Origin of the sequence: Paenibacillus borealis, from assembly GCF_000758665.1 — a bacterium.
Taxonomy (GTDB): Bacteria; Bacillota; Bacilli; order Paenibacillales; family Paenibacillaceae; genus Paenibacillus_AQ; species Paenibacillus_AQ borealis.
Genome location: NZ_CP009285.1, coordinates 2934516 through 2959543, shown reverse-complemented (window position 1 = coordinate 2959543; position 25028 = coordinate 2934516). Strand labels below are relative to the sequence as shown.

Annotated in this window: 18 protein-coding genes and 1 tRNA gene; 7 read left to right on the top strand and 12 right to left on the bottom strand. The window is 53.4% G+C overall.

The genetic code is table 11. The features are described from left to right. Positions 1-87: 87 nt before the first annotated feature. The gene (locus PBOR_RS12165; protein ID WP_042211891.1) at positions 88-765 is read right to left on the bottom strand and encodes a TetR/AcrR family transcriptional regulator; all 678 of its coding nucleotides are present in this window, start codon (positions 763-765) and stop codon (positions 88-90) included. Between the two features lie 260 nt (positions 766-1025). Here PBOR_RS12165 and PBOR_RS12160 point away from each other — a divergent pair, with 260 nt between their 5' ends. Then, entirely contained in the window at positions 1026-2480 is a 1455-nt protein-coding gene (locus tag PBOR_RS12160; protein ID WP_042211888.1) for an MDR family MFS transporter, read from the top strand. 1028 nt (positions 2481-3508) lie between these two features. Here PBOR_RS12160 and PBOR_RS12150 read toward each other — a convergent pair. Further along, positions 3509-3592 (bottom strand) — tRNA-Leu (locus tag PBOR_RS12150). A gap of 223 nt (positions 3593-3815) precedes the next feature. On the opposite strand from PBOR_RS12150, the gene PBOR_RS12145 reads away from it, so the two are divergent. From PBOR_RS12145 to PBOR_RS12135, 3 genes are read left to right on the top strand one after another with little or no spacing between them, the layout of a single operon-like run. Then, positions 3816-4283, top strand: a complete 468-nt coding sequence (locus tag PBOR_RS12145; RefSeq protein ID WP_042211884.1) for an Lrp/AsnC family transcriptional regulator — start codon at positions 3816-3818, stop codon at positions 4281-4283. Next, the gene (locus PBOR_RS12140; RefSeq protein WP_042211883.1) at positions 4280-4909 is read left to right on the top strand and encodes a LysE family translocator; all 630 of its coding nucleotides are present in this window, start codon (positions 4280-4282) and stop codon (positions 4907-4909) included. Before PBOR_RS12145 ends, PBOR_RS12140 begins: the two co-directional genes overlap by 4 nt. Continuing rightward, positions 4906-6192, top strand: a complete 1287-nt coding sequence (locus PBOR_RS12135) for an MFS transporter (RefSeq protein ID WP_052429449.1) — start codon at positions 4906-4908, stop codon at positions 6190-6192. The genes PBOR_RS12140 and PBOR_RS12135 overlap by 4 nt, the downstream gene beginning before the upstream one ends. A 7-nt stretch (positions 6193-6199) precedes the next feature. Here PBOR_RS12135 and PBOR_RS12130 read toward each other — a convergent pair whose 3' ends face one another. From PBOR_RS12130 to PBOR_RS37690, 4 genes are all read right to left on the bottom strand, one after another. After that, positions 6200-7801: a helix-turn-helix domain-containing protein gene (locus PBOR_RS12130; protein WP_052429448.1), complete on the bottom strand. Its 1602-nt coding sequence runs from the start codon at positions 7799-7801 to the stop codon at positions 6200-6202. 131 nt (positions 7802-7932) lie between these two features. After that, a complete protein-coding gene (locus tag PBOR_RS12125; protein WP_042211882.1) occupies positions 7933-8955 on the bottom strand; it encodes an ABC transporter substrate-binding protein in 1023 nt (340 codons plus the stop codon). 304 nt (positions 8956-9259) lie between these two features. Then, positions 9260-10492, bottom strand: a complete 1233-nt coding sequence (locus PBOR_RS12120; RefSeq protein ID WP_042211881.1) for a CynX/NimT family MFS transporter — start codon at positions 10490-10492, stop codon at positions 9260-9262. Between the two features lie 237 nt (positions 10493-10729). Beyond that, a complete protein-coding gene (locus PBOR_RS37690; RefSeq protein WP_218918899.1) occupies positions 10730-10834 on the bottom strand; it encodes a YjcZ family sporulation protein in 105 nt (34 codons plus the stop codon). Between the two features lie 220 nt (positions 10835-11054). Here PBOR_RS37690 and PBOR_RS12115 point away from each other — a divergent pair, with 220 nt between their 5' ends. Beyond that, positions 11055-12770 (top strand): ABC transporter ATP-binding protein, encoded by a 1716-nt coding sequence (locus PBOR_RS12115; RefSeq protein WP_042211880.1) that lies wholly within the window; start codon positions 11055-11057, stop codon positions 12768-12770. 174 nt (positions 12771-12944) lie between these two features. Continuing rightward, on the top strand, positions 12945-13649 hold the full coding sequence (locus PBOR_RS12110; protein WP_042211879.1) for a hypothetical protein: 705 nt from the start codon (positions 12945-12947) through the stop codon (positions 13647-13649). Positions 13650-13699: 50 nt separating this feature from the next. Here the strand turns inward: PBOR_RS12110 and PBOR_RS12105 are convergent, their stop codons facing one another. From PBOR_RS12105 to PBOR_RS12095, 3 genes are all read right to left on the bottom strand, one after another. After that, a complete protein-coding gene (locus PBOR_RS12105; RefSeq protein WP_042211878.1) occupies positions 13700-14929 on the bottom strand; it encodes a M20 family metallopeptidase in 1230 nt (409 codons plus the stop codon). Between the two features lie 511 nt (positions 14930-15440). Further along, positions 15441-16892, bottom strand: coding sequence for a DEAD/DEAH box helicase (locus PBOR_RS12100; RefSeq protein WP_042211877.1), 1452 nt, complete (start codon positions 16890-16892; stop codon positions 15441-15443). A gap of 90 nt (positions 16893-16982) precedes the next feature. Next, a complete protein-coding gene (locus tag PBOR_RS12095) occupies positions 16983-17636 on the bottom strand; it encodes an HD domain-containing protein (protein ID WP_042211876.1) in 654 nt (217 codons plus the stop codon). A 296-nt stretch (positions 17637-17932) separates the two neighbouring features. Between PBOR_RS12095 and PBOR_RS12090 the strand changes: the two genes are divergently transcribed. Further along, positions 17933-19210, top strand: a complete 1278-nt coding sequence (locus tag PBOR_RS12090; protein WP_042211875.1) for a histidine--tRNA ligase — start codon at positions 17933-17935, stop codon at positions 19208-19210. Positions 19211-19707: 497 nt separating this feature from the next. Here the strand turns inward: PBOR_RS12090 and PBOR_RS12085 are convergent, their stop codons facing one another. The 3 genes from PBOR_RS12085 to PBOR_RS12075 form a co-directional block, all read right to left on the bottom strand. Then, a complete protein-coding gene (locus PBOR_RS12085; protein ID WP_042211874.1) occupies positions 19708-21486 on the bottom strand; it encodes a glycoside hydrolase family 2 protein in 1779 nt (592 codons plus the stop codon). A 95-nt stretch (positions 21487-21581) separates the two neighbouring features. Next, positions 21582-23222 (bottom strand): response regulator, encoded by a 1641-nt coding sequence (locus tag PBOR_RS12080; protein WP_042211873.1) that lies wholly within the window; start codon positions 23220-23222, stop codon positions 21582-21584. Beyond that, a complete protein-coding gene (locus PBOR_RS12075) occupies positions 23215-25026 on the bottom strand; it encodes a sensor histidine kinase (RefSeq protein ID WP_245648138.1) in 1812 nt (603 codons plus the stop codon). Before PBOR_RS12075 ends, PBOR_RS12080 begins: the two co-directional genes overlap by 8 nt. Between the last annotated feature and the right edge of the window lie 2 nt (positions 25027-25028).

Genomic DNA, 25028 nt, shown 5'->3' with positions numbered 1-25028 from the left:
AAATCATCCTAAAAAAAAGAAACGGTAATGCCGTCCTCTGAGGGGTGCCGTTTCTTCAAGAAGCTGGATGGAGCTTCGGGCTATGGCTTATGTCTGCTGCTGTGCCAGCTGGGCTATACCTGCAATGATTATTTTCAGGCCTGTACGGAACATGTTATCCGAACCCAGCTCGCGGAATAAGCCGTTATGATGCATACGCTGAACTACGTTCGGCCCATCTCCGGACAAACGTTCAAGTGAATCCATAAACGAACCCTGCGCTCCGCCGTCCGCTTCATTTTTCATGGCTGTATCGACTCTGCGCTGCTCATATTTATCGAGTTCAAAAGCAATGACATAGTTCAGCAGGCAGGCAATGGAGGAGAACTTGTCGCTGTCGCTGACAGGAAGCGGGTCCACAATCTGCAGCAGCTGGTTGATCAAGGCCAAATAATCCGGCTCAGAAGGTACCGTTCTCATTAACAGCTGGGCAGAGCATGGATACTTATCAATTACGCTGCGGATCATCGACGCACAATGAAACAGCTGTTCCTCCCAATCTCCTTCCAGTCCGGCTGCCTCCCGTGCCTCTTTTGCCACCTCATTGGCCAGCGTCTGAAACAGGCTCTGCTTGCTTTTGAAATGCCAATACAGCGAAGGGGCCTGGATATGCAGCAGATCCGCCAGCTTCCGCATGCTGAAATCCTCAATCCCTATTTGGTCAAGCAGCTCCCAGGCTGCCTTGATGATATTTGGTTCGGTAATTTGCATATTTTTGATTCTCATATGAGCCCTCCCGAGTACAAGCTACTTCTATTTTAAGCGATCCTGCAAACAGGGTCTACCATCGTTAGATAATTCTAACAACAAACTTACACCATTAGATATTTCTCTTTACAGTAAATATATCGCGGTGCTATATTAATCTTACATCGTTAGATTGTGGATGCAGAGATCCTTACCGGCCGGAGGGGACAGCTGCTTCCCGATCATTATTCAAGCTTCGCACGATGACCAACATTAATTTTAAGAGGACGTGTACTGCGATGAAACCATCCACAACAGAAACTGCTCTGCAAGGCGGCAAACCCTTTTCGATCAAACCGCTTATCCCTGTACTCTTCGCCCTGATTGCAGGAATGCTGCTGGTTATGCTGGACAATACCATTATGAATGTAGCGATACCTGAGCTGGAGAATGTATTTCACACCAGCCTAAAGACCATTCAATGGGCGATTACCGGCTACACGCTGGCTACCTCCATGATCATTCCGCTCGCCGGCTGGTTCTCGGACAGATTCACGGCTAAACGCGTATTTCTCGTATCCATTCTATTATTCTCTTTCGGCTCCCTGCTGTGTGCATTAGCCCAGTCCCCGGCTCAACTGATTGTCTTCCGTATTATGCAGGGACTTGGCGGCGGCATGGTAGCTCCTATCGGTATGGCTTTATCTTTCAAGATCGCCCCGCCTGAGCGAAGAGGCGAGCTAATGGGCTTCCTCGCCATGCCAATGCTGATCGCTCCGCTGCTCGGCCCCGTGTTATCGGGGTGGCTGCTGGAATACGTAAGCTGGCATTGGATTTTTCTGATCAATCTGCCGATCGGCCTGATCGCAATCTATTTAGGAATGAAGTATCTTCCGGTCTCCGGAAAAGGAACATCCGCCAAATTGGATATTTGGGGAATGGCCCTGTCCCCGCTGGCCTTCTCCAGTCTCGTCTTCGGAGTGCACAGAGGTGGCGCGGAGGGCTGGACAGACTCCTATACACTGCTGCCGCTCGCCTTTGGCTTAGTTGCGCTGTCTCTGTTTATTATCGTAGAGCTGCGCCAGAAGGAGCCGCTGCTTGAGCTGCGTTCCTTCCGTTCCTTCGAGTTCACCAAGGGAATCATTCTGGCCTGGATTAACCAGATCGCCTTATTCGGTTCAATCTTGTTGATCCCGCTATATCTGCAGCAGGTTAGAGGCTTCTCCTCCTTGGAATCCGGGATGATGATCATTCCGCAGGCGCTGGTCAGCTTCGCCGGGGTTATGGCTGGGGGCAGACTTCTCGACAAATACGGAGCACGGATTCCTGTGTTCTCCGGTCTTGTGCTGCTCTCAGCTGCACTCGTCCTTCTTTCACGGCTGGACAGTGATACGACGATCTATGCGATGACCGGATCCTTCGCCCTCCTGGGGCTCGGCCAGGGACTCACTACCATGCAGCTCGGCACCCATGTGCTCAAGTCAGCACCCAAAGATCTGATCAGCCGGGTAACCCCGCTGACCACATCCGCCCAGCAGATAGTCGGTTCCTTCGCCGTTGCCATCATCTCCGGTCTGTTGTCTTCCAACATTGCCGAGCACATGAGCCAGGCCGGCTCCGCTGCAGCTTCTGCCCATACTGCAGCGATGATCGCAGGGTTCCACGACACCTTCCTGCTTCCGCTGAGTCTGGCAATTTGCGGGGTTGTATTGAGTCTGTTCCTGCGGAAGCAGGAGCGTGGGCGTGGGCAGTGAACAAGGTATTTAAAGAAGCCGTCCCGCTAAGCAGGTTGATTGGCATGCAGATGTAACTGCAACAGGTTTCTCCTCACATAACGCGCATAACGCATATCACGCAAAAAAAAGATGCCCCCCTTATCGGGTAGCAACTTTTGCGGCTTCTCGTTCCTACATCCCGCCTACTTTAGGCGGAGTCAGAGGCATTTTACATCTGATTCGCCCTCAACTACCCTATCGTTGGTGCATTGTACTCGGTTTTTCACATACATCCAGCTCATTTGCCCTATCGTCGGTGCATTGTACTCGGTTTTTCGCATATATTCGGCTCATTTGCCCCATTGTTAGTGCATTGTATTCGGCTTTTCGCATACATTCGGCTCATTTGCCCCATTGTTGGTGCATTGTATTCGGCTTTTCGCATACATTCGGCTTGTCTGCCCCATTGTTGGTGCATTGTATTCGGTTTTTCGCATACATCCGGCTCATTTGCACAATCGTTGGAGCATTGTATTCGGTTTTTCGCATACATCCGGCTTATCTGGCTACTTTTGGTGGACTCAGAGGGAACTTCACCCCCTAATCTCCCCACAACGCCTACTTCCGGCGGAATGAGGGGCATTTCTGCCCCTCATTTCCGCTTGCCGCCCAATTTCGGCGGATTCAGGGGCATTTCTGCCCCTCATTTCCGCTTGCCGCCCAATTTCGGCGGAATCAGGGGCATTTCTGCCCCTCATTTCCGCTTGCCGCCCAATTCCGGCAGATTCAGGGGCATTTCTGCCCCTCATTTCCGCTTACCGCCCAATTTCGGCGGATTCAGGGGCATTTCTGCCCCTCATTTCCGCTTACCGCCCAATTCCGGCGGATTCAGGGGCACTTTTGCCCCTCATTTCCGCTTGCCGCCCAATTCCGGCGGATTCAGGGGCATTTCTGCCCCTCATTCCACCCATCCAGGCTCTTTCCCGCCTACATTTCGCCCATTCGGCTCAAAAATCAAAATGACCCGTAATTGCCTAAGCAATTACGGGTCAAATTTGTAAAGCAGATGCGGTCAAGAGGACTCGAACCTCCACGATATTGCTATCACTGGCACCTGAAGCCAGCGCGTCTGCCAATTCCGCCATGACCGCATATTATGTATTTCAGTGATTCAATCACCGTAATTAGACTATACTCGCTTTGCGTGTAAATTGCAAGCTTTTTTATTAATGATTATTCCTGGCTTATGAAACTCCCAATAAACGTCCAATCAGCGTCCAATAAACAACATATCGATAATATGGAATATTATTGCACAACTTAATATTATAATGTATATTTCTCATATAGATTAATAATACAAGGAGGAATAGCATGGATTCTTTAGATTATAAGATCATCTCGGCAATAATGAATAACGGCAGGATCACCTGGTCAGAGCTTGCCGGACTGCTGGGTCTTTCTTCTCCCGCCACGGCGGACAGGGTCCGGCGGCTGGAGGAGCAAGGTGTCATTACCGGATATACGGCACTGATCGACGCTGAATCCGCCGGATACGGATTAGCTGCGCTAATTGCCGTATCCCTGGAGCGGCCGGAACACCGGCAAGGCTTCATAGAACTCGTGAGGAAGCTGCCCGAGGTTCAGGAATGCCATCACACTGCCGGGGATGATGATTATATCCTGAAGCTGCGCTGCCGGGGAACACGGGATCTGGACCGGATCATCAGCGAGGAGATCAAAGGCCTGCCGGGTATTGTGCGGACCCGCACTACAATTATCCTAGGGACCGTCAAAGAAACTCCGCATGTACCGCTGCCGCCGGCTGAACGTACACCATGATCTGGGTGGCCTTGTTAAGCGGTCTCAGCTTCGGCTTCATTATTGCCGCTCCTGTCGGACCGATGTCTCTGCTGTGCATGAACCGTACCCTGAAATCCGGCTTCACCGCCGGTCTCGCTACGGGTGCCGGAATTGCGCTCGCCGACGCCTTCTATGCGCTGGTGACCGTTGCCAGCTTCCGGGTTGTGAATGATTTCACCTCCACATACGCAGTGCCGCTTCGTCTGCTCGGCAGCCTGTTTCTCGGCTACCTGGGATTGAAGGCGCTGGGGCCGGGGCCGGCCAAGGTAGAACCTGTAACAGCAGCCGTGCGCAGCGGAAATATCTACAGCCTGTCCTCCGCCTGCCTGCTGACTCTGGCCAATCCGGCCACACTTCTGTCCTTCATGGCCCTTGCTGCTTCCCTGGGCCATGAAGTCAGTGCCTCCCTGTTTCTTCCGGCAGGTATTGCTCTGGGCTCCTTCGCCTGGTGGCTGCTGTTATCCGGTCTGATCTCCCTGATCAGCGGCAGGCTGTCCGGCAGCTTCAGCCGGTTTCTGAGCCTGGGCACCGCAGTCATACTCGTTCTGTTCAGCTTGTACGGCATCTTCAGCGTATTGTCGGCGTATTGGCGGGAACAGTTATGAAGACCGACCGCTGGTCTGCTTCTGATTCAAGCCAGCCGTTCAACTGTCCGCCTCATACTCTGCCACAGTCAGAGAATCTGCGGGAGGTTCTGCCGGCATCCCGGCCACAAAGCCCGCTGCAGCTGGCCCATTTCCTGACCGGATATTTCATATCCAGAATCGGCGATGCGCTGTACACCTTTTGTCTGCCGCTGCTCTCCTTCAGGCTGACCGGATCTGTGCTGGTGATGAGCTCGATGTTTGCCGTCAGTGTGCTGCCGGTCATATTGTTTACCCCTTTTGCCGGAGTGATCCTTGACCGGTTCAGCCGCAAACGGCTGATGCTCTGTGCAGACCTGATCCGAATGGGGCTCATTGCCCTCATTCCTGTAATGGCACATTACGGACTGCTCGCCATTTGGCATCTGTACGTCATTTCTCTGCTCTTATCCATTGTATCAACGGGTTATGATATAGCGGTTGTAACCCTCATTCCGGCGCTGTCCGGCAAGAATCTTACCCGGGGAAATGCCGGGGTGCAGACCGCAGGCCAGCTGGCCGATATGCTGGGACCGGCAATCGCTGGCGGATTGGCCTCGCTTATGAGCATTACTTCCATCCTGTGGCTGGATGTCGCTTCCTTCGCAGTCATTCTCTACGTCCTGTACCGGCTTCCGCAGGAAGCGGAACGGACACGAAGCGCCAAACCTGCTATTTTCGCTGAAATGTCCCAGGGCTTCCTCTGGCTGATCCGCAGCCCGGTTCAATTGGCCCTCTCTGTACAGGCAGCCATCGGTAACTTCGGCTACAGTGCAGCGTATGCCACATTGACCTACTACCTGATTACCAAGCTTCATTTAACTACAGGTCAGATGGGCATGACTTATACCTTGCTGGCCGCCGGAGGAGTCACCGGGAGTCTTGCGGTCATTTATCTCGACCGTCATTTCAGGCGCGGCCGCCTGATTCCGCTGCTGCTGCTGGCCGGAACCTGCGGATTTGTGCTGGCCGGCTTCAACTCCTCCTGGCTCGCGCCGGGAATCGGCTTCGGCCTGGTCGCTGCCTGCAACACCTCCTGGTCCGTATTGTCCGCTTCCATCCGCCAGGAGAAGGTTCCGCCCGAGCTGCTCGGCAGAGTGCTGAGCTTCTCAAGAGTCGTCACCCGCACGGCCATGCCGGCCGGCGCATTGCTCGGCGGCTGGATGAGCGGCGCACTAGCGCCCGGTGCTGTATTCCTGCTGGCCGCCGGGGCCAAGCTGATCGAGGTGATTATTGCTGTTGCCTCACCAATCCGCAGACTGTGATAGTTGCTTATGCCAATACCTTAAGCACATCCTCAATCTTCCGCTGATGCGACAGCACACCATAATTCATCCAGGCCATGAAATCCACCTCGTACACACAGCGGTTGCGCACAGCGGGCAGGCTTCTCCATAGCCGTGTGTCGAGCAGTTCCCGGCTTTCACCTTCCTGTTTGTCAAAAGTAATAAACAGATGATCTGTAGTCAGCTGCGACAGCTCCTCGCGGCTAAGGTTCACACGTTTCTGTCCCCGGGTAAGCCGGCTGGCATATCCATGCCGCTGAAGCCCCAGATCCTCGTGCAGAACGCTTGCTGAATATCCCAGCTCTTCACAGCCATAAAGCGCAACTCCATAGGAGGAAATCCGGACTACCGCTACCGTCTGTCCCCGGATGCTGCGGCTGAGCATCCGCTTGGCCTGCCGGGCCTGCTGCTCATAATGTGCGATGACCTCCTGCACCCGTTCCGTTCTGCCGAAGACAGCTGCTGCGGAGCGGAGCGTTGCCCGCCAGTCCTCCTGGTGGAACGGAAGCCGGAGCAGCGGGGCAACCTGGCGGCATTCCCCCAGCTGCCAGCGCTGAAAGCCGTCATCCAGCATGATCAGCTCCGGCATATACCGGGAGAGACCTTCCCAGTCTCCGCTCGAAATATCAAATGCCGGAACCTGATCAAGACCCAGATACTCCTGCTTCCCCCACTGGGCATGACAATATTGCACCACTGGAGTAATCCCCAATGCCAGCAGGTAATCCTCCAGAAAAGGGGCAAATACACGGACTCCCTCCTGATGAAGGCTCCTGTATTGGCCGGGAGTTACACCAACCGTTCCCTTGAAGCGGCGGTTGAAATAATACTCATTACTGTAGCCGACAGCCAGTGCAACGTCATGCAGGCGGTCCTTAGTCAGCAGCAGCTGCTGCTGTGCCCGTTCAATACGCAGACCGTTTAAGTGCTCCAAGGGGATCTGACCGGTAATCTCTTTAAAAATCTGGGTATAACGCGCACGGCCAATCCCTGCAATCTCAGCCAGCTGGTCGACAGATAAGGATTCATTGAAATGTTCCTCCATATAGCGGATCGAACGCTCCACCGCCTCATGATCATCCATTGTCTTCATTGCCGGGGAATTTGCCTGCATAATCAGCAGCAGCAGCTCTTGAAAGCGGGTCTGAGCCGCGAACCATTCGATACCCTCCGCAATCCTGCGGCTGTGGTGAATGGAATCCAGCAGCAGTACACACTGCGAGTAAGGTCTGCAGTTAAGGAATCCCGGCCGGAGCAAGCCATCTCCACACGTACTTTCAACTCCGCTATGTGTACTGTCCCCTGTATGGATAACCTCAAAGGCAATCCGGTAAAAGCTTAACCCCCGCTCTCCGGCCCGGATTCTGTTTAGAGATCCGGCCTCTATCAGAAATCCCGTCCCTTTCTCCAAGGGATATTGTCTATCATCCGCTTTGAGCCAGCCCTGCCCTTCCGAAACTATAATTAATGTATGTTCCTTATACACATCTACCGGATCATGTCCGGACGGGGACTGGGAAACGGTTTCTATGTTAGTCAGGCTGTAGAACAGCCTTCTTCCGGTGATCTCCTGTAATAACTCCGCCATTCCACCCCTCCTAATTGAGAATCATTATCATCATTTTAGTGTAAAACAAAAAAGAAGATCTATCAACCGTGCTGATAGACCTTCTTTTCGCTTGGATCATCAAAATCATCAAAATCACTTAAACTGGAATGTTATTTCACCATGACCTTCAGCAGATCGTCAAGTTTCATCGTATTTGCCGTGATGGCACCCGACTGCCAGTGGGAACGCTCCATTCTGTAGATGTTTCCGTTCTTCACCGCAGGCAGGTTCTTCCACAGTGGGCCATCGAGAATCCCGATTGCCTCCTGATTGGCCGCTGTATCCCAGTCTCCGTTGTCAGGGAATACAATGATGTGATCCGCTTCAAGCGCTGGTATCACTTCTTCAGAAATAATAGACTGATATTCCGTCATCTCCGCTGCCATTGGGACAGGAGTCAGACCGAATTGATCATAGAGCACACCGGTAAAGCGGTTTTTGACCCCAAAAAGAGCAAAGGTTTTGTCGGCAACATTAAGCCGGATTACAGCTACCTTTTCCTGTCCCAGAGCCTGCTGCAGCTTGGCTTTACCATCGGCTACCTTCTGATCATACTCAGCAAGCACTGCCTCGCCCTTCTCCGGGATGCCCAGCGCATCTGCGATTGCAGTCAGCATCAGCCTTGAATCCTGCAGCACGCTCTCCGGCAGGCGGTAAGTTGGCGCTATCATGGAATATTGTTCATACTTAGCGGCATCTGCACCACCATCGGTAATGATCAGATCAGGATTCTTGTCGAGCAACGCTTCCATACTGCCGCTGATATCAAATTCAGGCACATCCAGATTCAGATAATCCTGCTTGCCCCAGCTTGGATGATACCATTGCACCACTGGAGTAACACCCAGTGCCTTCAGATAATCTTCAACATAGATCCCTGCTACCCGCTTAGGGTGTACAGGAATTTCTACATCTCCGAATTCTCCGGTAATCGTACGGGTCGCGCCTTCTTCAGAGGTATTATTGCTGCTCGCTGCAGGAGTTGCACTAGCTGCTGCCGCCTGCTCCCCCGCATTCTCAGCCTGGACGGCATTGCCGTCCGCAGCCTTGTTATTAGTCCCGCAAGCCGCCAAAGCGGACATTGCCAGTATAAGTACGATTGTCCAGATAAACTTCCGGCCCCGGCTTGTCATTTCTCTCTTCACTCCTATGTCTGATTTTCATTGATTATCATTCTCATGTAATCTTAATGACAATAGTAGCATGTCCTGATCAGCTTTCAATGCACTTTCTCTGTAAAAATCTTATACAAACTTGTATTCCATTTGGGAGCCGTAAACAAAAATTGACCCCGCCAACAAGTGGCGGAGTCCATAGTTCATAAACATATGTAGCACATACAAGCTGAGGATATCCTTAATATACCACCCGATTGTTAGTGGAATGTGTGAAGTAATCCATGAAAATAATAAATATGTCCGGGTTCATTATAATCCTCTACTTCCGGTCACCTACGTATCGGTCGCGTCCGGCTCCCATTCCTGCCGCGAACAACAGCACGCTTGCTGCCGCAAGCAGCGCCAGCGGTGTGTTCCAGCTGTTCGTAGCATCATGCAGCAGACCGAACAGTGCGGGTCCCATCGCGGCCAGCAAATAACCGGCCGACTGGGCCATGCCCGACAGCTCACTGGCTTCCTGCGTAGTCCGGGTGCGCAGGCTGAAGAACATCATCGCCAGGCCAAAAGCAAATCCCCCGCCTGTACCGATGCATACCGCCCACACTGCCATCAGCTCCGTGCTGCCCAGCCAGACTCCGAGGATGCCAATGATAAACAGAATGGAAGTAATAACTACCAGCAGGCGCTGGTTCTTCATCCGTCCGGCCCAGAGCGGTACAAAGAATGTAAACGGCAGCTGAGCCAGCTGCATCAGCGAGAGAATCCACCCTGCACGGCTGGAGGACATCCCCCGCTCCCCGAGAATAACCGAAAACCAGGCGATCAGGACATAGTAGAGCAAAGACTGCAGTCCCATGAACAGTGTAACCTGCCAGGCGAGCGGGGAGCGCCATACGCGCACGGCCGAAGACCGCACAGCGCCCGTACTGCTTGGACTGAGACTCTTCATCTGCGGAATCCAGAGCAGTGTAGCCAGCGCAGAGACGATAAACCACAAGGCTAGGGTTCCCCTCCACCCGAGCCCGGAATGGGTGGCCAAAGGAACACTGATTCCTGAAGCAGCAGCTGCACATATATTCATGGAGACCGTGTAGATTCCGGTCATCAGGCCGATGCGGTGCGGGAATTTCCCTTTGATCAGTCCCGGCAGCAGCACATTGCAGACGGCAATGGACAGGCCAATCATTGCCGTACCCGCAAACAAGGTAACCGTTCCGGAAGCTGAACGGACGAGAATCCCCATCGACAGCGTGAGCATAGCCAGCATCAGGATATTGGCAAGTCCCACTTTGCGGGCAAGCTGTGGAGCGAATGGTGATAGAAGCGCAAACGCCAGTAACGGCAAGGTCGTGATCGCTCCGGCCATCGTATTAGACAATCCCAGGTCATCACGGATCATTTCCAGCAGAGGTCCGACTGATGTGAACGGGGCGCGCAGCGCAGCTGCGACACAAATAATGCCGGTGACGAGCATCCACCGGCTGGCGGTATTCGAATTATGCGCGGACAAGCCTGGCTCCGCTAGGTTGCTTTTTTGACGGCTGAATTTCATGTTGTACCTCCATGGCCGCAGCAAAGAACCCGTCAAGCCCAGGGCTTGTCAGGGAATAAAGCTGCTGTATGTATTAGGATTTAAGATTCATGGCGCATGTGGCCATTATATCTCTTTATGCCGGAGGCTGCACAAATTAAAGTTATTTCAGAGGCTTGACAATGCACCTGAACAAAATCAGCAGCAGGAAAACCGCCGGTCTCTCGACCGGCGGCAGTACACCTAGATGAAGCTAAATTAAATCCAGAATGATTTAGTAATGATTACGAGCAGGATGAACAGAACCAGAATCGCGCCAGTGGAAGTGAAAGCTGCGCCGTATCCCCCAACATTTTCGCTCATGTTAACTCCTCCTTTGTGCTTGAATACTGTTAAAATATGTGGAAAAACCCTTTCGCGACTGGGTGCAACGGCAATAAATCACCTGAATCACATGCAATTTTAAACATCTTACCGTTGACAAATCATGTAACCCTCTTTAGTATCCTAAGAATAAGGTTTACTTGAGAATCAATCTCAATGAACAGATACATAACACACTACAGAAAAGAGTGAACAAGAGATGCTGCGTCGTTTTTTCTCCTATTACCGTCCTTATAAGAAGCTGTTTATTCTCGACTTCACCTGTGCGGTAGGTGCCGGTCTGCTGGAGCTGGCTTTTCCCGTAGCGGTCAATAAATTCATTGATGATCTGCTGCCGGGTCAGGACTGGCCGCTGATCCTGATTGCCTGCGTTGTCTTGCTCGCGATTTATGCGCTGAATACGGCAATGAACTATGTTGTCACCTATTGGGGTCACATGCTGGGCATTAACATTGAGACCAACATGCGCAAAAAAATGTTCGATCATATCCAGAAGCTGTCCTTCCGGTTCTTCGATAATAACAAAACTGGTCATCTGCTCGGCAGAATTACCAATGACCTGAACGATATCGGCGAGGTGGCGCATCACGGGCCGGAGGATGTGTTTATCGCTGTCATGACACTGATCGGTGCGTTTATTCTGATGGCGGATATCAATCTTCAGCTGGCTGTGATCACCTTCATCATCGTGCCGATTATGGCCTGGGTCATCATCCATTTCGGCCGCAATATGACGGATACTTACCATCGCCTGTTCGGCAATGTGGGTAACTTTAACGCCCGGATTGAGGATAATGTCGGCGGGATTCGCGTTGTTCAGTCTTTTGCCAATGAAGAATATGAGAAAGAGCTGTTCGCTGTGGACAACCAGAAGTTCCGCCAGACCAAGCTGATGGCTTACAAGCTGATGGCCAAAAGCTCGTCAGTCAGCTATATGATGACCCGTCTGATTACCATTGTAGTGATGGTCTGCGGTGCCTGGTTCTTCATTCAGGGAGAGCTTGAGATCGGGGAATTCGTTGCTTTCATCCTGCTGGCTAATGTCTTCTTCCGTCCAATCGAGAAAATCAACTCCGTCATCGAGAGCTATCCGAAGGGGATTGCCGGGTTCAAACGTTATCTTGAAGTCATTGATACCGAGCCCGATATCGCCGATAAACCGGATGCTGTAGAAGTAGGCTCACTCCGCGGGGATATCAGCTTCAGCAATGTCAGCTTCGGCTATGAAGCGGACCGTACGGTGCTGGCGGATATCAGCCTGAAGGTTAACGCTGGTGAAACCATTGCCTTCGTCGGACCTTCCGGCGCCGGTAAAACAACAATCTGCAGCCTGCTTCCCCGCTTCTACGATGTGACCGGCGGAGCCATTTCTATCGACGGGATCGATATCCGCGATATGAAGCTCAGCTCACTGCGGAAGCAGATCGGGATCGTGCAGCAGGATGTGTTCCTCTTCTCCGGCACGATCCGTGAGAATATCGCTTACGGCAAGCTGGATGCAGAGCTGCCGGAAATCTGGCAGGCTGCCCGCCAGGCCCACCTGGAGGAGCTGATCAACAGCCTGCCGAACGGGATGGATACCGTTATCGGGGAACGCGGCGTCAAGCTGTCCGGCGGACAGAAGCAGCGCCTGGCGATCGCCCGGATGTTCCTCAAGAATCCGCCGATTCTGATTCTGGATGAGGCCACCTCGGCCCTCGACACCGAGACTGAAGCCGCGATTCAGCAGTCGCTGGCTGACCTGTCCGTAGGCCGGACGACGCTTGTCATCGCGCACCGCCTGACAACAATCAAGAATGCCGACCGGATTATCGTGGTCAGCGAGGACGGCATCTCCGAGGAAGGACGCCATGAGGAGCTGGTTAATGCCGGCGGAACCTACAGCCGCCTGTACCAGGCGCAGTATAATGCTTAGGGATTTACATTAAAAACCTTCCGGAATACGGCCATTCGGCTGTATTCCGGAAGGTTTTTTTGCGTGCAGGGGATTCGTTCCCGCAACCTCCCATGAACATTTTCGTCAATTAGTATAAGTAAATGGAATTTGCAGTTAACTATTATGCAATTTAAGAAAGGCGGGGGTCTTGGAATGAAAATAAAAATACTCATCGCGCTAACAGCGCTTATAGTCCTGTGCAGCTGCTCGAAAGGTGACCGGATTAAGGGTGGCTCTGAAATTGATTGGGTAGATTTCGTAAAGTTAAACGGTCATTCCTACACCGGATCTTGGGAAAACGTAATTAAGAATCCGGCTCAAGTCAGCACGGAGACTGTTGGTAAAGTTAAATTTAAAGTCGCGGACGTCGTTACTAATCCAGATTACCGGACGAAGGATGGCGATGCAGCCTTTTTGGACAAAGGCACTGACTTATACCGTGTGGAAGGCTTCAAGACAGATGAGGTCATTGCAGCTAAAGATGAACAAAGAATTGGCGGATACCGCTTATATGTAGAGAATGATTACTCCAAAAACCTGCAGCAGCGATATAACGACGTTATTAAAGACAATATAGAGCGGGTTGAACTATATCATCAGGATGATGTGAAGCCGTACAAAACTTTAGACGATAGTGAAACTAAGCGCTTCATTCACCTGCTGGAAAGCGGGAGAAACACCCAAAATTACAGCCCTCAGAATAAGGAGGGGGATCCAGTGTATTATCAGGTAGTCTTATATACCGGCGAACCGTTTGCCTTTGCTTTTTCTCTTGTTGATGATGGTGTCAATGTGTACTTTTCGCCTTGGTATACCAGAATTGTCGGCGACGAAATCCGGTCACTGATCGAACCTTAGGAATGGCTTAGTTCAGCTGAGCAGCTAAAAATTCTACAGGAATAGTTGCTCTACTCTTCAGCCTTGCCCAGAAAACGGATCGCCAGCTCTCTATAAAAGTCGATTGATTCCAGAAAAGCTTCAATATCCACCCATTCATCCGGCTGGTGGGCAAGGCGGTGGTCGCCCGGGCCGTAGATCAGCACGGGCAGGCGTCCATTATCATGCAGCACGGAGCCGTCCGTGTAATAGGGTACGCCTTGGACCGGGGTTACATCTATTGCCGCATCACCTTCTGCTTCTTCATCAGGGCCTCCCGCTTGGCCCTGCCGCCTCTGCTGCGCAGCAATTTCCAAAGCCGTAGTAATCAACCGCTGGCCGGGATCCGTGTAGACCACACTGCGGTCCAGCAGCTGATCCACCTGATAACGGTAATCCGGATGAAGCCGCTGGATCTCCTGCAGCTTGTCCTCGATCTCCCGCAGCAGCGGACCATGCGCAAGCGGCGGAACGGTGCGGATATCGACATCGATGGTGCACTGATCGGGGACCACGTTAGTCTGTACGCCGCCTGTTATTTTGTTCACGGACAGGCTGCTTGAACCAAGAACCGGATCTGTGGCCTGCCACTCCAGCGCATGGCGGTGCAGCAGCGCGATTACCTCCATCATGCCCTCCACTGCATTGAGTCCAAGCTGCGGCATGGAGCCGTGAGCACTGCGTCCGAAGAGGGAAATACGCAGCCAGAGGGCGCCTTTGTGGCCGACCGCCACCCGGCTGCCGGTCGGCTCGCCGATAACGAGGCCGTCCAGCTCCGGCAGGTCGTGCCTGTGCTGCTCGGCATACAGCCGCGCTCCGCAGCTGTCGACCTCTTCCCCGGCTGTCGCCAGGAAGACCAGATCACCGGCCAGCCGGATGCCGTCCTGGTGCAGGGAGGCTGCGGCGAGCAGCATGGCGGCCAGGCCGCTTTTCATATCCGAGGTGCCCCGGCCGTACATCCGGCCCCCTTCAATTACCGCTCCATGCGGAGGATAGCTGCCTGCTGCTGCGCTCCACGGACTGACCGTGTCGAGATGGCCGCAGAACATCAGCTTCCGGGTGCCGGACCCGGCGATCACCGCCTCCAGATTGCTCCGCCCCTGCTCCACATTCGAAATGCTGCTGGTAATCCCTAGCTCCCTCAACTCGTCCTGCAGCAGCAGAGACAGCTTGTGCTCATTGCCTGGAGGATTGCATGTATTCACCTGGATCAGACGCTGCAGAAAAGGTACGGCAAACCCGCGGTTTCTCACATTGATCATAGTTCAACATCCTCCTTGGTTAGGTAGGTTCAATTCAATCCTGTTCGACTTACTTTCATGCAAGCTTCCAGCACGCCTATCCAGACCGCGCATATAGCTTACGTTGAAATCTACGTGATCGCAGAAATTATTGCAGCCGCAAAAGTCACTTTGTCCCGGAACATCAGCTTTATTCAGGACAAAACCTTGGTGTCACTATACGTTTCAGTTCCTTCCCCTCCAACATTTTCCGGATTATCGGCTTCACCCGCTAGCGTTGGCACATTGTATTCGGTTTTTCGCATACATCTGGCTCGTTTACTGCATTGGTGGCAAATTCTATTCGGTTTTTCGCATACATTTGTCCGCTGGCTCTCATACATCATACATCACAAAAAAAGCCGCCACCCCGTGTAGTAACTGGTGTGACAGCTCTTGGAAATATCTTATTGGAACTGGATTCAGGAAAATGGAAACCCATAACTCACGCACATCCGCACAAGGCAGGCTGCAAATGCAGCCTTAGCCCGGCTTATTTTTTCGCGATATGGCACTTCAGCAGCTTGCCCTTCACGGTCGTCTCCTTCATCGCCTGCAGCACAAGCGATCCCTTGCCGTTCAGAATATCGACGTAGGTCACGTTATCCTGAATCGTGATGATCCCGATGTCCGCAGCCGTGATGCCCTCAAGCTTGGCGATGGTGCCGACGAAATCGACCGCGCGGAGCTTCTTCTTCTTGCCGCCGTTGAAGTATAGCTTCATGATGTCCTGGTTCATGACCTCGGTTTTACCGGCTTTGCGGACCTGCTTCTTGCCCAGCTTCAGATCGAACGCCGGTTTGGCATAGGCTACGGCATCATCCGATGGAGCTTTCATCTCCGGCAGAGTGAAGCCGATGTAGCCTTCGATTTCCTTGACCCATTTGTGCTCGTTCGGCGTAACGAAGGTGATCGCTTTACCGCTTTTGCCTGCGCGGGCGGTCCGGCCGGTGCGGTGGACGTAGCTCTCTTTTTCCAGCGGGATATCGTAGTTGATGACATGGGTGATGTTCTCAATATCAATCCCTCTGGCGGCAACGTCGGTGGCAATCAGGTAACGGAACTGGCCGCGCTTGAATGCATTCATGACCTCAAAACGCTCGTCCTGCTCCATGCCGCCGTGGATTTTGTCCACCGGATACTCCAGATCCGCCATTCCGCGGAAGAGGGCATTCACCTGCTCCTGGGTGCGGCAAAAAATAATACAGCTATCCGGATTCTCCACCGTCAGCAGGTCGCTCAGCAGTCCAAACTTGGCAGCCTGTCTCACTTCAATCAGCGCATGCTCAATCGACGCCGTCGTAATTCCGCTGGCTTCGATCTCGATATCCACCGGCTCCGTCATGTACTTACGGCACAGATTCTTAATCACTTCCGGCAGCGTCGCCGAGAATAGCATCGTTACACGTTCCTTGGGCAGCTGCTTGATAATCTTCTCAATCTGCTCAATGAAGCCCATGCTGAGCATTTCGTCCGCTTCATCAATCACCAGATATTTAATCCGGCTGAGGTTCAGCGTTCCGCGGTCGATATGGTCAAACACACGGCCCGGCGTGCCAACGACCACATGCGTCTTCTGGGTAAGCTCAATCTTCTGCGGGGCAAAAGGCTGCTTGCCGAACAGCGCTACCGCCTTAATCCGCTTGAAGCGCCCGATATTCGTAATATCCTCACGCACCTGCTGGGCCAGCTCCCGGGTTGGGGTCAGCACCAGCGCCTGGGGTTTGTTCTCATTCCAGTCGACCAGCTCACAGAGCGGAATGGCGAACGCTGCGGTTTTGCCGCTGCCGGTCTGCGACTTCACGATCAGATCCTGCGCGTTCAGCGCTACCGGAATGACCTTCCGCTGCACCTCGGTAGGATCCACGTACTTCAGAACCTCCAGTGCGCGGATAATCTCTTCATTTAAACCATAATCACTAAACTGTACTTGTGCTTCACTCATTTTGTATTCTACCTCTTCTATGCCGATTGTTACGGTCGGGGCGGGGTCTCCCGCGTTCCATCCATCTTGCGCATTATTCCATTATAACACCTACTCCGCCCCTTGATTCCATTCCTTATAAAATTGCTCCAAAAAAATCAGCATAAACTGATGCCGCTCCTCCGCCAGCTGTTTGCCGTAAGAGGTGTTCATGAGGTCCTTCAGCTTAAGCAGCTTCTCATAAAAATGATTGACCGCCGTTCCCTTGGAATAATTGCGGTATTCCTCCTTCAGCGATTCGTCCCTTGGCGCAATCTCCGGGTCATAGACCGGACGGCCTTTGGCTCCTGAAAAGACCATCGTCCGCGTAATCCCGATCGCCCCCAGCGCATCCAGACGGTCCGCATCCTGTACGGCTTGTCCTTCCAGCGTAGACATCGGTGCTCCTCCGCCGCCACTGAATGACATCGTCTCGATGATCTCAATAATCTGCTCGTTTGCAGCTTCATCCGGAAGATGTGCGGCCAGCCAAGTTTGTACTTTGAGCAGTCCTGCTTCTTTGGAGGGATTCAGCTTCTCGTCAGCCACATCATGCAGCAGCGCGGCGATTGTGCAGATCACCACGTTGGCCCCTTCCATCCCTGCGATCAGCGCCGCTGTATTGCGTACGCGGTTAGTGTGAAACCAGTCATGGCCGGTGGTATCCTGGCCTAGCTGCTCTTTGGCGAAGTTCTCTGCTGCTGTGATAAGCTCTGTATGATTCATTATGATTGCTCCTTTATTGGCATAGTCTGATGAAAAGACTGCTTGCACCGCGGCCGCTGTTCCGCTATAATGTGCTGTAATTAAGACTGAAGGGAATTGATTCACATGAACTGCCTGTCCATCATACCGAATCAACTTCATCATCACAAGCAGCGTTAGCACACACCTGAATTCATTCAGGGAGGGCTAACGCATTTCGCGTTTGACCTCCCTGCGGCATATCGAAGCGCGCGGGACCATGGGGTCCGGCGCGTTTTTTATTTTACCAGTAAATTACAACAAGGGAGCTGCTAATGATGCAAAATATTAAAGGTACTTATGATTACTTCGGCCGCGAACAGGCCATCCGCCAGAACGTCCGGACCACACTTCAGGAGTTATTCGAGCTGTACGGGTTCGAATCAATGGATACAACGCTGCTCAATGAGCTGGAGCTGCTGACCTCCAAATACGCCGGGGGCGATGAGATTCTGCGCGAGATGTACCAGCTGGCTGATCAGGGCGGGCGCAGGCTGGGGCTGCGTTACGATCTGACGATCCTTTTTGCCAAGGTGATTGCCATGAATCCGGGAATCGAGTTCCCATACCGGCGCTATGAGATCGGCAAGGTGTTCCGCGATGGTCCGGTCAAAAAAGGCCGCCTGCGCGAATTCCTGCAATGTGACGCCGATGTCGTCGGCATTGCCGGCCCGCAGGCTGAAGCGGAGCTGATGCAGCTGGCTGCGGAGGTCTTCCGCAGACTGGAGATTCCGGTGGTGCTAAAGTGGAACAACCGCCGGTTCCTGGGTGAAATTCTCGGTGCGGTCGGTGTTCCGCCGGAGGAGCAGCTGTCCGTGATGCTGACGCTCGACAAGCTGGCCAAGATCGGCAGCGGCGGGGTGCTGGCAGAGCTGACGGATAAGCAGCTGACGGCTGAGACGGTTCGGCTGATTTCGGAGCTGCTGGAGCTGGATAATCCGGGGTTCGGGCAGCTGGTGGAGAGATATCAACTGGACGGGCAGCCCGGTGCGCTTGAAGTACTCGCCTTGCAGCAGCTGATTGATGCGATTGGACTAGGCGCCGTTTGCGTCTTCGATCCTTTTCTCTCACGCGGCCTCTCCTTCTATACCGGAACCGTCTACGAAATCTTCGATGCTTCCGGCAGCTATACTTCAAGCCTGGGCGGCGGAGGCAGATATGACGCGATCATCGGGAAGCTCGTCCGGCGTGATGATATCGAGTACCCGACGGTTGGGATCTCCTTCGGCATGGAGTCGATCATGGCCCTGCTGGGCGAACGCCCGGCAGATACGGCGGACCGTTCCGGCGTCCTGATCATTCCGATCGGCGGATATCTGCCGGAGGCTCTGGTTGCCGCCGCTGCGCTGCGGTCCGCCGGCATCCGCACGGGTGTAGACACCGGCTCGCGCAAGCTCAAAAAAACGCTGGCCGCAGCTTCAGCCAAGGGCATCCGGTATGTCATTATGGTTGGTGAGTGTGAAGCGGCTGAGGGCAAGCTGCGGCTCAAGGATATGACGCTGGGGAGTGAAAGCTTGGTTACGGTAGAGGAGGCGGTTCGGCTGACTGCCGGGTAAAACTTATTGAGTCTGCTCCAGGTCCAAATTCACTCTCAGACAAACAAGTTTGCATACGCTCCACTCACCAGCTTTGGAATACAAGCGCTGGCGGCTGATAGATGTACGTTTGCAGGATTGCTAGCAGCTTGCTTGACCTCTGGGACTGCTCATTGTTGAAATTTGTGCAAGATTTCTGTCAACCGGGTGTGCCAAGCCTAAAAATGTTGTACTTTTTGCAGGATTTCCGCTCAGTTGGCGGCTGCCTTCACAAATTGTTGTACTTTTTGCAAGATTATCATCAGATTGGCGCATCCCGGGCACAGATTGTTGCATTTCGTGCAACAATTCCCTAAAACGGGATTTAAAAAGCACCGATTGTTGTATTTGGTGCAGGATTTCCCATAGCTCCGTGCTAAAAAAGTTAAAAAGCTGCCTCCGTACGATTTCCGTACCGGAAGGCAGCTTTTTTATAGCTTAGACTTAACAGTATGAGCTTCGCTTAACTATTCCTACGCTTATTTCCCCTCATTAATCGCCCGGATCAGCTCCAGCGGCAGCTTCGGTACGCGGTCATAGGTCAGCAGGCCGTTGATCTCCTGCTCCACATCCGTAAGCTGGGTGTAGCAGTAGCCCTGCACCACCCCGGAGAGCAGCAGCGGCTGTATCACCGCCCGCAGACGCGTGGCGAAGTCTTCGTCGTTCTCTGCGCCGGAGTAGCCCCAGCCGTCCCAGTCGCTTTTTTTGTAGGCGACGCCGCCGAATTCTGTAATGAGAATCGGCTGATCCGCATACGGGAAGCCTTCCACCGCCAGCTTGCGGTTGCCCGGCAGGCGGCTGACGGCCTGCTCCACGGAGGAATACCGCTGTTCCAATACCTCGCGCCGCCACTCGTAATCGTGGATGTTGAACAGATCTGTCGTGACCAGCTCCCAGCCGTCATTGGAGACAACCGGCCGCGTCGCGTCCAGCGACTTGGTCAAATGGTACATCGTCTGGGCATGCTGCTGCTGCCTTTTGTCGGCAGCGATGTTCGGCACGCCCCAGCTCTCGTTCAGCGGAACCCAGACCACAATCGAAGGGTGATTGTAATCCCGTTCGATGCTCTCCTGCCATTCCTGGGTGAAGCGGCGCACGTACTCTTCTGAATATTCATAGGCATTGGCTGCTTCCCCCCAGACGAGTAACCCCAGCTTGTCGCACCAGTACAGGTAACGCGGGTCCTCCAGCTTCTGGTGCTTACGCGCACCGTTGAAGCCCATCTCCTTGGTCAGCTCGACATCCCGGCGGATCGCCTCATCGCTGGGCGGTGTCAGGTTGCCATCAGGGAAATACCCCTGGTCCAGCACCAGCTTCATGAAATAGGGACGGTTGTTGAGGCAGAGCTTGCCGCTTTCGATGGAAATTTTGCGCATCCCGAAGTAACTGGTCACCTGATCCAGCACCTTCCCGCCGTCCAGCAGGGTGAAGGTAACATCATAGAGATTCGGCTGCTCCGGCGACCACCAGTGCCCGTGCCCATGATCGTTGAAATCACTGAGGGTAATGCTCCGGGACTCTTCCAGGTTGCGCACAGAGTACACGTCACTTGAAATCGGCTGTCCTTCAAACGTGATCTCCACCTGAAGTTTCAAGGAATCACTGTTCAGCTCTCCATTACTGGTTAGCGCACCTTTAATGAAGGAACGGATCTCAATGCTCTTACGGTCAATATCCGGCGTCAGCTTCACCTTGCCGAGATAGACGGAGGATACCGCCTCCATCCACACGGTCTGCCAGATCCCCGTTGTCCGGGTGTAGAAAATGCTGGCCGAATCGCTTTTCCAATATTGCTTGCCCCGGGGCAAAGTCACGTCCTTGCTGTAATCCACAGCTTTGACCACCAGAATATTAGGCTGGCCCGCGGGCGCCAGTGCAGCGCTAATTCCGGCATGGAACGGCGTATGCCCGCCCTCATGCTTCGCCACCAGGATCCCGTTGAGCCAGACGGAGGCTTCGTAATCCACAGCGCCGAAATGCAGCAGAATCTCTTGTCCTTCAAATGCCTCCGGGATCTCCAGCTCCCGCCGGTACCAGACGATGTCATGAAATCCGGGATCAGCGATCCCGCTCAGGCTGCTCTGAAAAGCAAACGGAACCTGTATCCGCCGGGCCAGCGGTTTATTTCCCAGATGCCACTGCTCCCGGCTGCCTACATTGTCGTCGTCAAAAGCAAACTCCCACTCTCCGTTCAAATTCACCCAGTTGTCGCGCATGAATTGCGGACGCGGATATTCCGTACGTTGCTGATTCGTCATTTTACATCCTCCAGTATCCCGTGTGATTAGATTTCATCGCGATCAACTTTGCTACAGTCCTTGTTAGTCCTTATTAATCCATACTAGTCCTTACGTCAGTCCTTCCTATCAATTAGAGCCGCCTGCACGTTACGAGTGCTGTCCCTGTATTCTTTAGGCGAAAGACCGCAGCAGTTTTTGAACACCCGGTTGAAGTGGCGCACATTGCCAAACCCCGTCTCCTCAGCGATCCTGCTGATTTTCTCACCTGTGAAGGCCAGCTTCTTGCGGGCTTCTTCTATCCGGATATGTGTCAGGAACTCGATAAAAGTAACGCCGGTCCTCTGCTTAAACAGATTGCTGAAATACGCCGGGTTCAAATACACCTCATCCGCCACTTCCTTAAGGCTTAGCGGATGATCATAATGCTGGGTAATATAGCGTTGGGCGGCAGTTACCGGATCGATATCCTTCACCTCTCTGGACTTCGCAATGCAGCCGGTCAGGGTAAGCAGCAGTCCGCGGCATTTCTCGGCCAGTTCCTGCCGCGAAGACAGGCTGCACACATCGAACAGCACCTTGCGGATATCCTTTGACCCCAACCAGGATTCGGTAACATTAAGCTCTTCGGATAATTCGTAGTAGTACAGCAGCAGCTTGCAGATTTGCTGATGAATGCTCTCCGGCGATTCTGCCATACTGCACAGCTCTTCAATCATATGTTCAACAATCGGGCCGATGCTGGCCACTCTGCCCCCGGTAATCGACTTCTCCAGCATCTCCCATGACCATTTCAAGGGTCCGCTTCCCGAATGGGGGCGTTCTGTCATTTTGGCATAATCGAGCAGCTTATCACCGCCTTCGATCAGCCGGTACAAGAGGGCGATTCCTGCTTCATTGTAAGCTTTCGGAATGCCCGGCAGTCCTTCCGCCGGATTACTGACCCCGATGGTTACCGTCAGGTTGGACAAAGAGCGGATCTGTCTGCGGATCAAATCTCCCAGAGTTCCCGGTGCCGATAAGGAATGCTGCGGCTCAGCTATATTCAGCAAAGCCACGACCTCGGTATCCGACAGCACGAAGCTTATGCCTGTCGCATGGCGGTCAATCATTTCCTGGACTACCTGCTGGATATACAGGAGGAACAGGGAAGCATCGCCCCGCTGATAACGCTCCTTCTCCACCGAATGCTTATCCAGCTTGATCACCATGCAGATGAAGTAGGGATGCCCGAAGGCAAAGCCCATCTCCCGCAGCAGCTGCAGGTCGCTATCTTCTGTTTTGCCTTTCAGCAGACTCTCGATCAGATGACCGGCCACATGCCGCTTCAGCACAGGCTGGACCTGCCACGGTTCATCCCTCCGCGCAGGCAGCGCCTTGCGCTCCGCCAGTTCCCGCCCAAGCCTCTCCAGCACACGCCCCAGCTCCTGGCGTTCGACCGGCTTCATCAGATAATCCTTCGCCCCCTGGCGCATCGACTGCTGCACATAAGCGAACTCGTCATAACCGCTGACCACGACGGTCATCAGATCCTTGAAACGTCCTCCCGCCATCTGCTGCAGCTGGATTCCGTCCATCCGCGGCATGCGGATATCGGTGAGCAGCACTTCAGGTGACAGCTCGGCCAGCTTGTCAAGCGCATCATAGCCGTCAGTGGCTTCACCCACCACCTCCCAGTTCCCCTCCAGGCTGGTGATCATTTTGCGCAGACCTTTGCGGAAGACAGATTCATCGTCAACAATCAGTATTTTAGGCAACTCCGTCATCCTCCCTTGCTCTGCCCTGATGGATAATAACCGGCAGCTTCAGCACTGCCTTGAAGCCCTGATACGGCATACTCTCCAGTGAAAGACCATATTCATCGCCATAATGCAGTACAATCCGGCGGTGAACATTCAGCAGACCGTTGCCTGAGCGTCCACCCAGATCCTTCGTATTCCGCAGATGCAGCCGGAGCGCCTCGAGCGCTTCCGCATTCATGCCGATGCCGTCATCCTCGACGGTTATTCTAAGCACCTGACCACTGCAGTCTGCGGTCAGCGAAATCCGTCCCCGGCCTATGCCCTGATCCAGCGCATGGTTGATGGCATTCTCCACCAGCGGCTGGATCATCAGCGGGATGACCTCGCAGCCCAGCAGCGAAGGCTCGATGGTCATAGTGAAGTGAATGCGCTCTTCATAACGCATCTGCTGGATTGTCATATACCCGCTGACATGGTCCAGCTCATCCTGAAGCGTCACATGCTCCTTGCGTCCGCTGAGGCTGTAGCGCAGCAGCTTGCTCAGATTATTGGACATTGTAATAATCTCTGGACTGCCCTCAAGCTCGGCATACATGCTGATAGAGCCCAGTGTATTGTACAGAAAATGCGGATTGATCTTGCTCTGCAGCGCAGCAATCTGCGCATCCTTCTCCCGGATCTCCGTCTCATAGAGCAGATACCCCAGCTCACTGAGCTTGGCAAGCATGCCGTTAAATGAATGGCCCAGCATCCCCACTTCATCCGTACCGCTCACCGGAAAAGCCATGCTGAGATCGCCGCGCTCGACACTGCGCATCAGCCGGCTCAGCTTGCGCAGCGGCTGGGTGATCCGGTAGGCGATGAACACATACAGCAGCAGGGCCAGGCCTACACAGATGATGCCAATAAGAATAATGTATGTGCGCAGAACCTCGGTATCTTTCATCAGACTGGATACAGGAACAACCCCCACCGTGGTCCAGCCTGTCACTTCAGAAGTTACGTGGGCCATCAGCAGCCCTTCGCCCTCCGACTTCACATGACTTACTCCTTCACCAGAAATACCAGGAGACAGGGAAGGCGCTGCCTTCGGCAATCCATGATCCTTACCGATGACCAGATTGCCGGAATCATCCGTAATGTACAGCAGCTCCTTGGCATCCAGCTTTACTTTGGACAGAATCTCACTGATGAACTTGGGGTCCACATCAATGACAATGTACCCGAGGGTCACCCCGTCATCGAAGCTGCGCAGCTCCCGGACAATGGAGAAGGCCCGATACACATTTCCGCCGCTTGCACTCAAGTCATGCGTGGCAACATACACGGGCTGCCCGTAGTGCCCTTTGAACTTGTTCAGCCAGCTGACATTTTCTTCGAGCTTATAAGTCGTCACATATTGGCTCTCCGGCATGACCACATAGGAGGCACCGCCGGTGCCGTATAATGAGACCCCCAGAATATCCACCCGGCCGTTCAGAAACACCTGAGTGACGAAGCTGTTCAGTCCGCTGATCTCATCCAGTGTCAGAGGTTCACCGGGGGCACGCTTGGTTGCAAGATAGTCGGTAACCTTGGGATATTGATAGGGCATTACGGTCAGCCGGTTCAGCTCATTCATATAGGTGTCAATATTCAGGGTAAGCTGCTTCAGCGTCTGAAGCTGATAATCTCCAACCTTGCGCTCTGTCGTTTCGGTGAAGCGTGCGAAGGCGAAATAGCCCATCAGTCCCAGCGGCAACACAATGAATACCACATTGATAAGAATAAGCTTGCGCGCGAGCGCCAGATTCCTGAACCAGCCGCGAAATGATTTCAACC

Bases quoted from the DNA above. Each gene is read 5' to 3' on its own strand.
- PBOR_RS12130 (WP_052429448.1), bottom strand. From the start codon at position 7,801: ATGGCGGAGTTATTACAGGAGATCACCGGAAGAAGGCTGTTCTACAGC.
- PBOR_RS12110 (WP_042211879.1), top strand. From the start codon at position 12,945: ATGAAAATAAAAATACTCATCGCGCTAACAGCGCTTATAGTCCTGTGC.
- PBOR_RS12090 (WP_042211875.1), top strand. From the start codon at position 17,933: ATGCAAAATATTAAAGGTACTTATGATTACTTCGGCCGCGAACAGGCC.
- PBOR_RS12095 (WP_042211876.1), bottom strand. From the start codon at position 17,636: ATGAATCATACAGAGCTTATCACAGCAGCAGAGAACTTCGCCAAAGAG.
- PBOR_RS12115 (WP_042211880.1), top strand. From the start codon at position 11,055: ATGCTGCGTCGTTTTTTCTCCTATTACCGTCCTTATAAGAAGCTGTTT.
- PBOR_RS37690 (WP_218918899.1), bottom strand. From the start codon at position 10,834: ATGAGCGAAAATGTTGGGGGATACGGCGCAGCTTTCACTTCCACTGGC.
- PBOR_RS12135 (WP_052429449.1), top strand. From the start codon at position 4,906: ATGAAGACCGACCGCTGGTCTGCTTCTGATTCAAGCCAGCCGTTCAAC.
- PBOR_RS12105 (WP_042211878.1), bottom strand. From the start codon at position 14,929: ATGATCAATGTGAGAAACCGCGGGTTTGCCGTACCTTTTCTGCAGCGT.
- PBOR_RS12085 (WP_042211874.1), bottom strand. From the start codon at position 21,486: ATGACGAATCAGCAACGTACGGAATATCCGCGTCCGCAATTCATGCGC.
- PBOR_RS12125 (WP_042211882.1), bottom strand. From the start codon at position 8,955: ATGACAAGCCGGGGCCGGAAGTTTATCTGGACAATCGTACTTATACTG.
- PBOR_RS12160 (WP_042211888.1), top strand. From the start codon at position 1,026: ATGAAACCATCCACAACAGAAACTGCTCTGCAAGGCGGCAAACCCTTT.
- PBOR_RS12100 (WP_042211877.1), bottom strand. From the start codon at position 16,892: ATGAGTGAAGCACAAGTACAGTTTAGTGATTATGGTTTAAATGAAGAG.
- PBOR_RS12140 (WP_042211883.1), top strand. From the start codon at position 4,280: ATGATCTGGGTGGCCTTGTTAAGCGGTCTCAGCTTCGGCTTCATTATT.
- PBOR_RS12145 (WP_042211884.1), top strand. From the start codon at position 3,816: ATGGATTCTTTAGATTATAAGATCATCTCGGCAATAATGAATAACGGC.
- PBOR_RS12120 (WP_042211881.1), bottom strand. From the start codon at position 10,492: ATGAAATTCAGCCGTCAAAAAAGCAACCTAGCGGAGCCAGGCTTGTCC.
- PBOR_RS12165 (WP_042211891.1), bottom strand. From the start codon at position 765: ATGAGAATCAAAAATATGCAAATTACCGAACCAAATATCATCAAGGCA.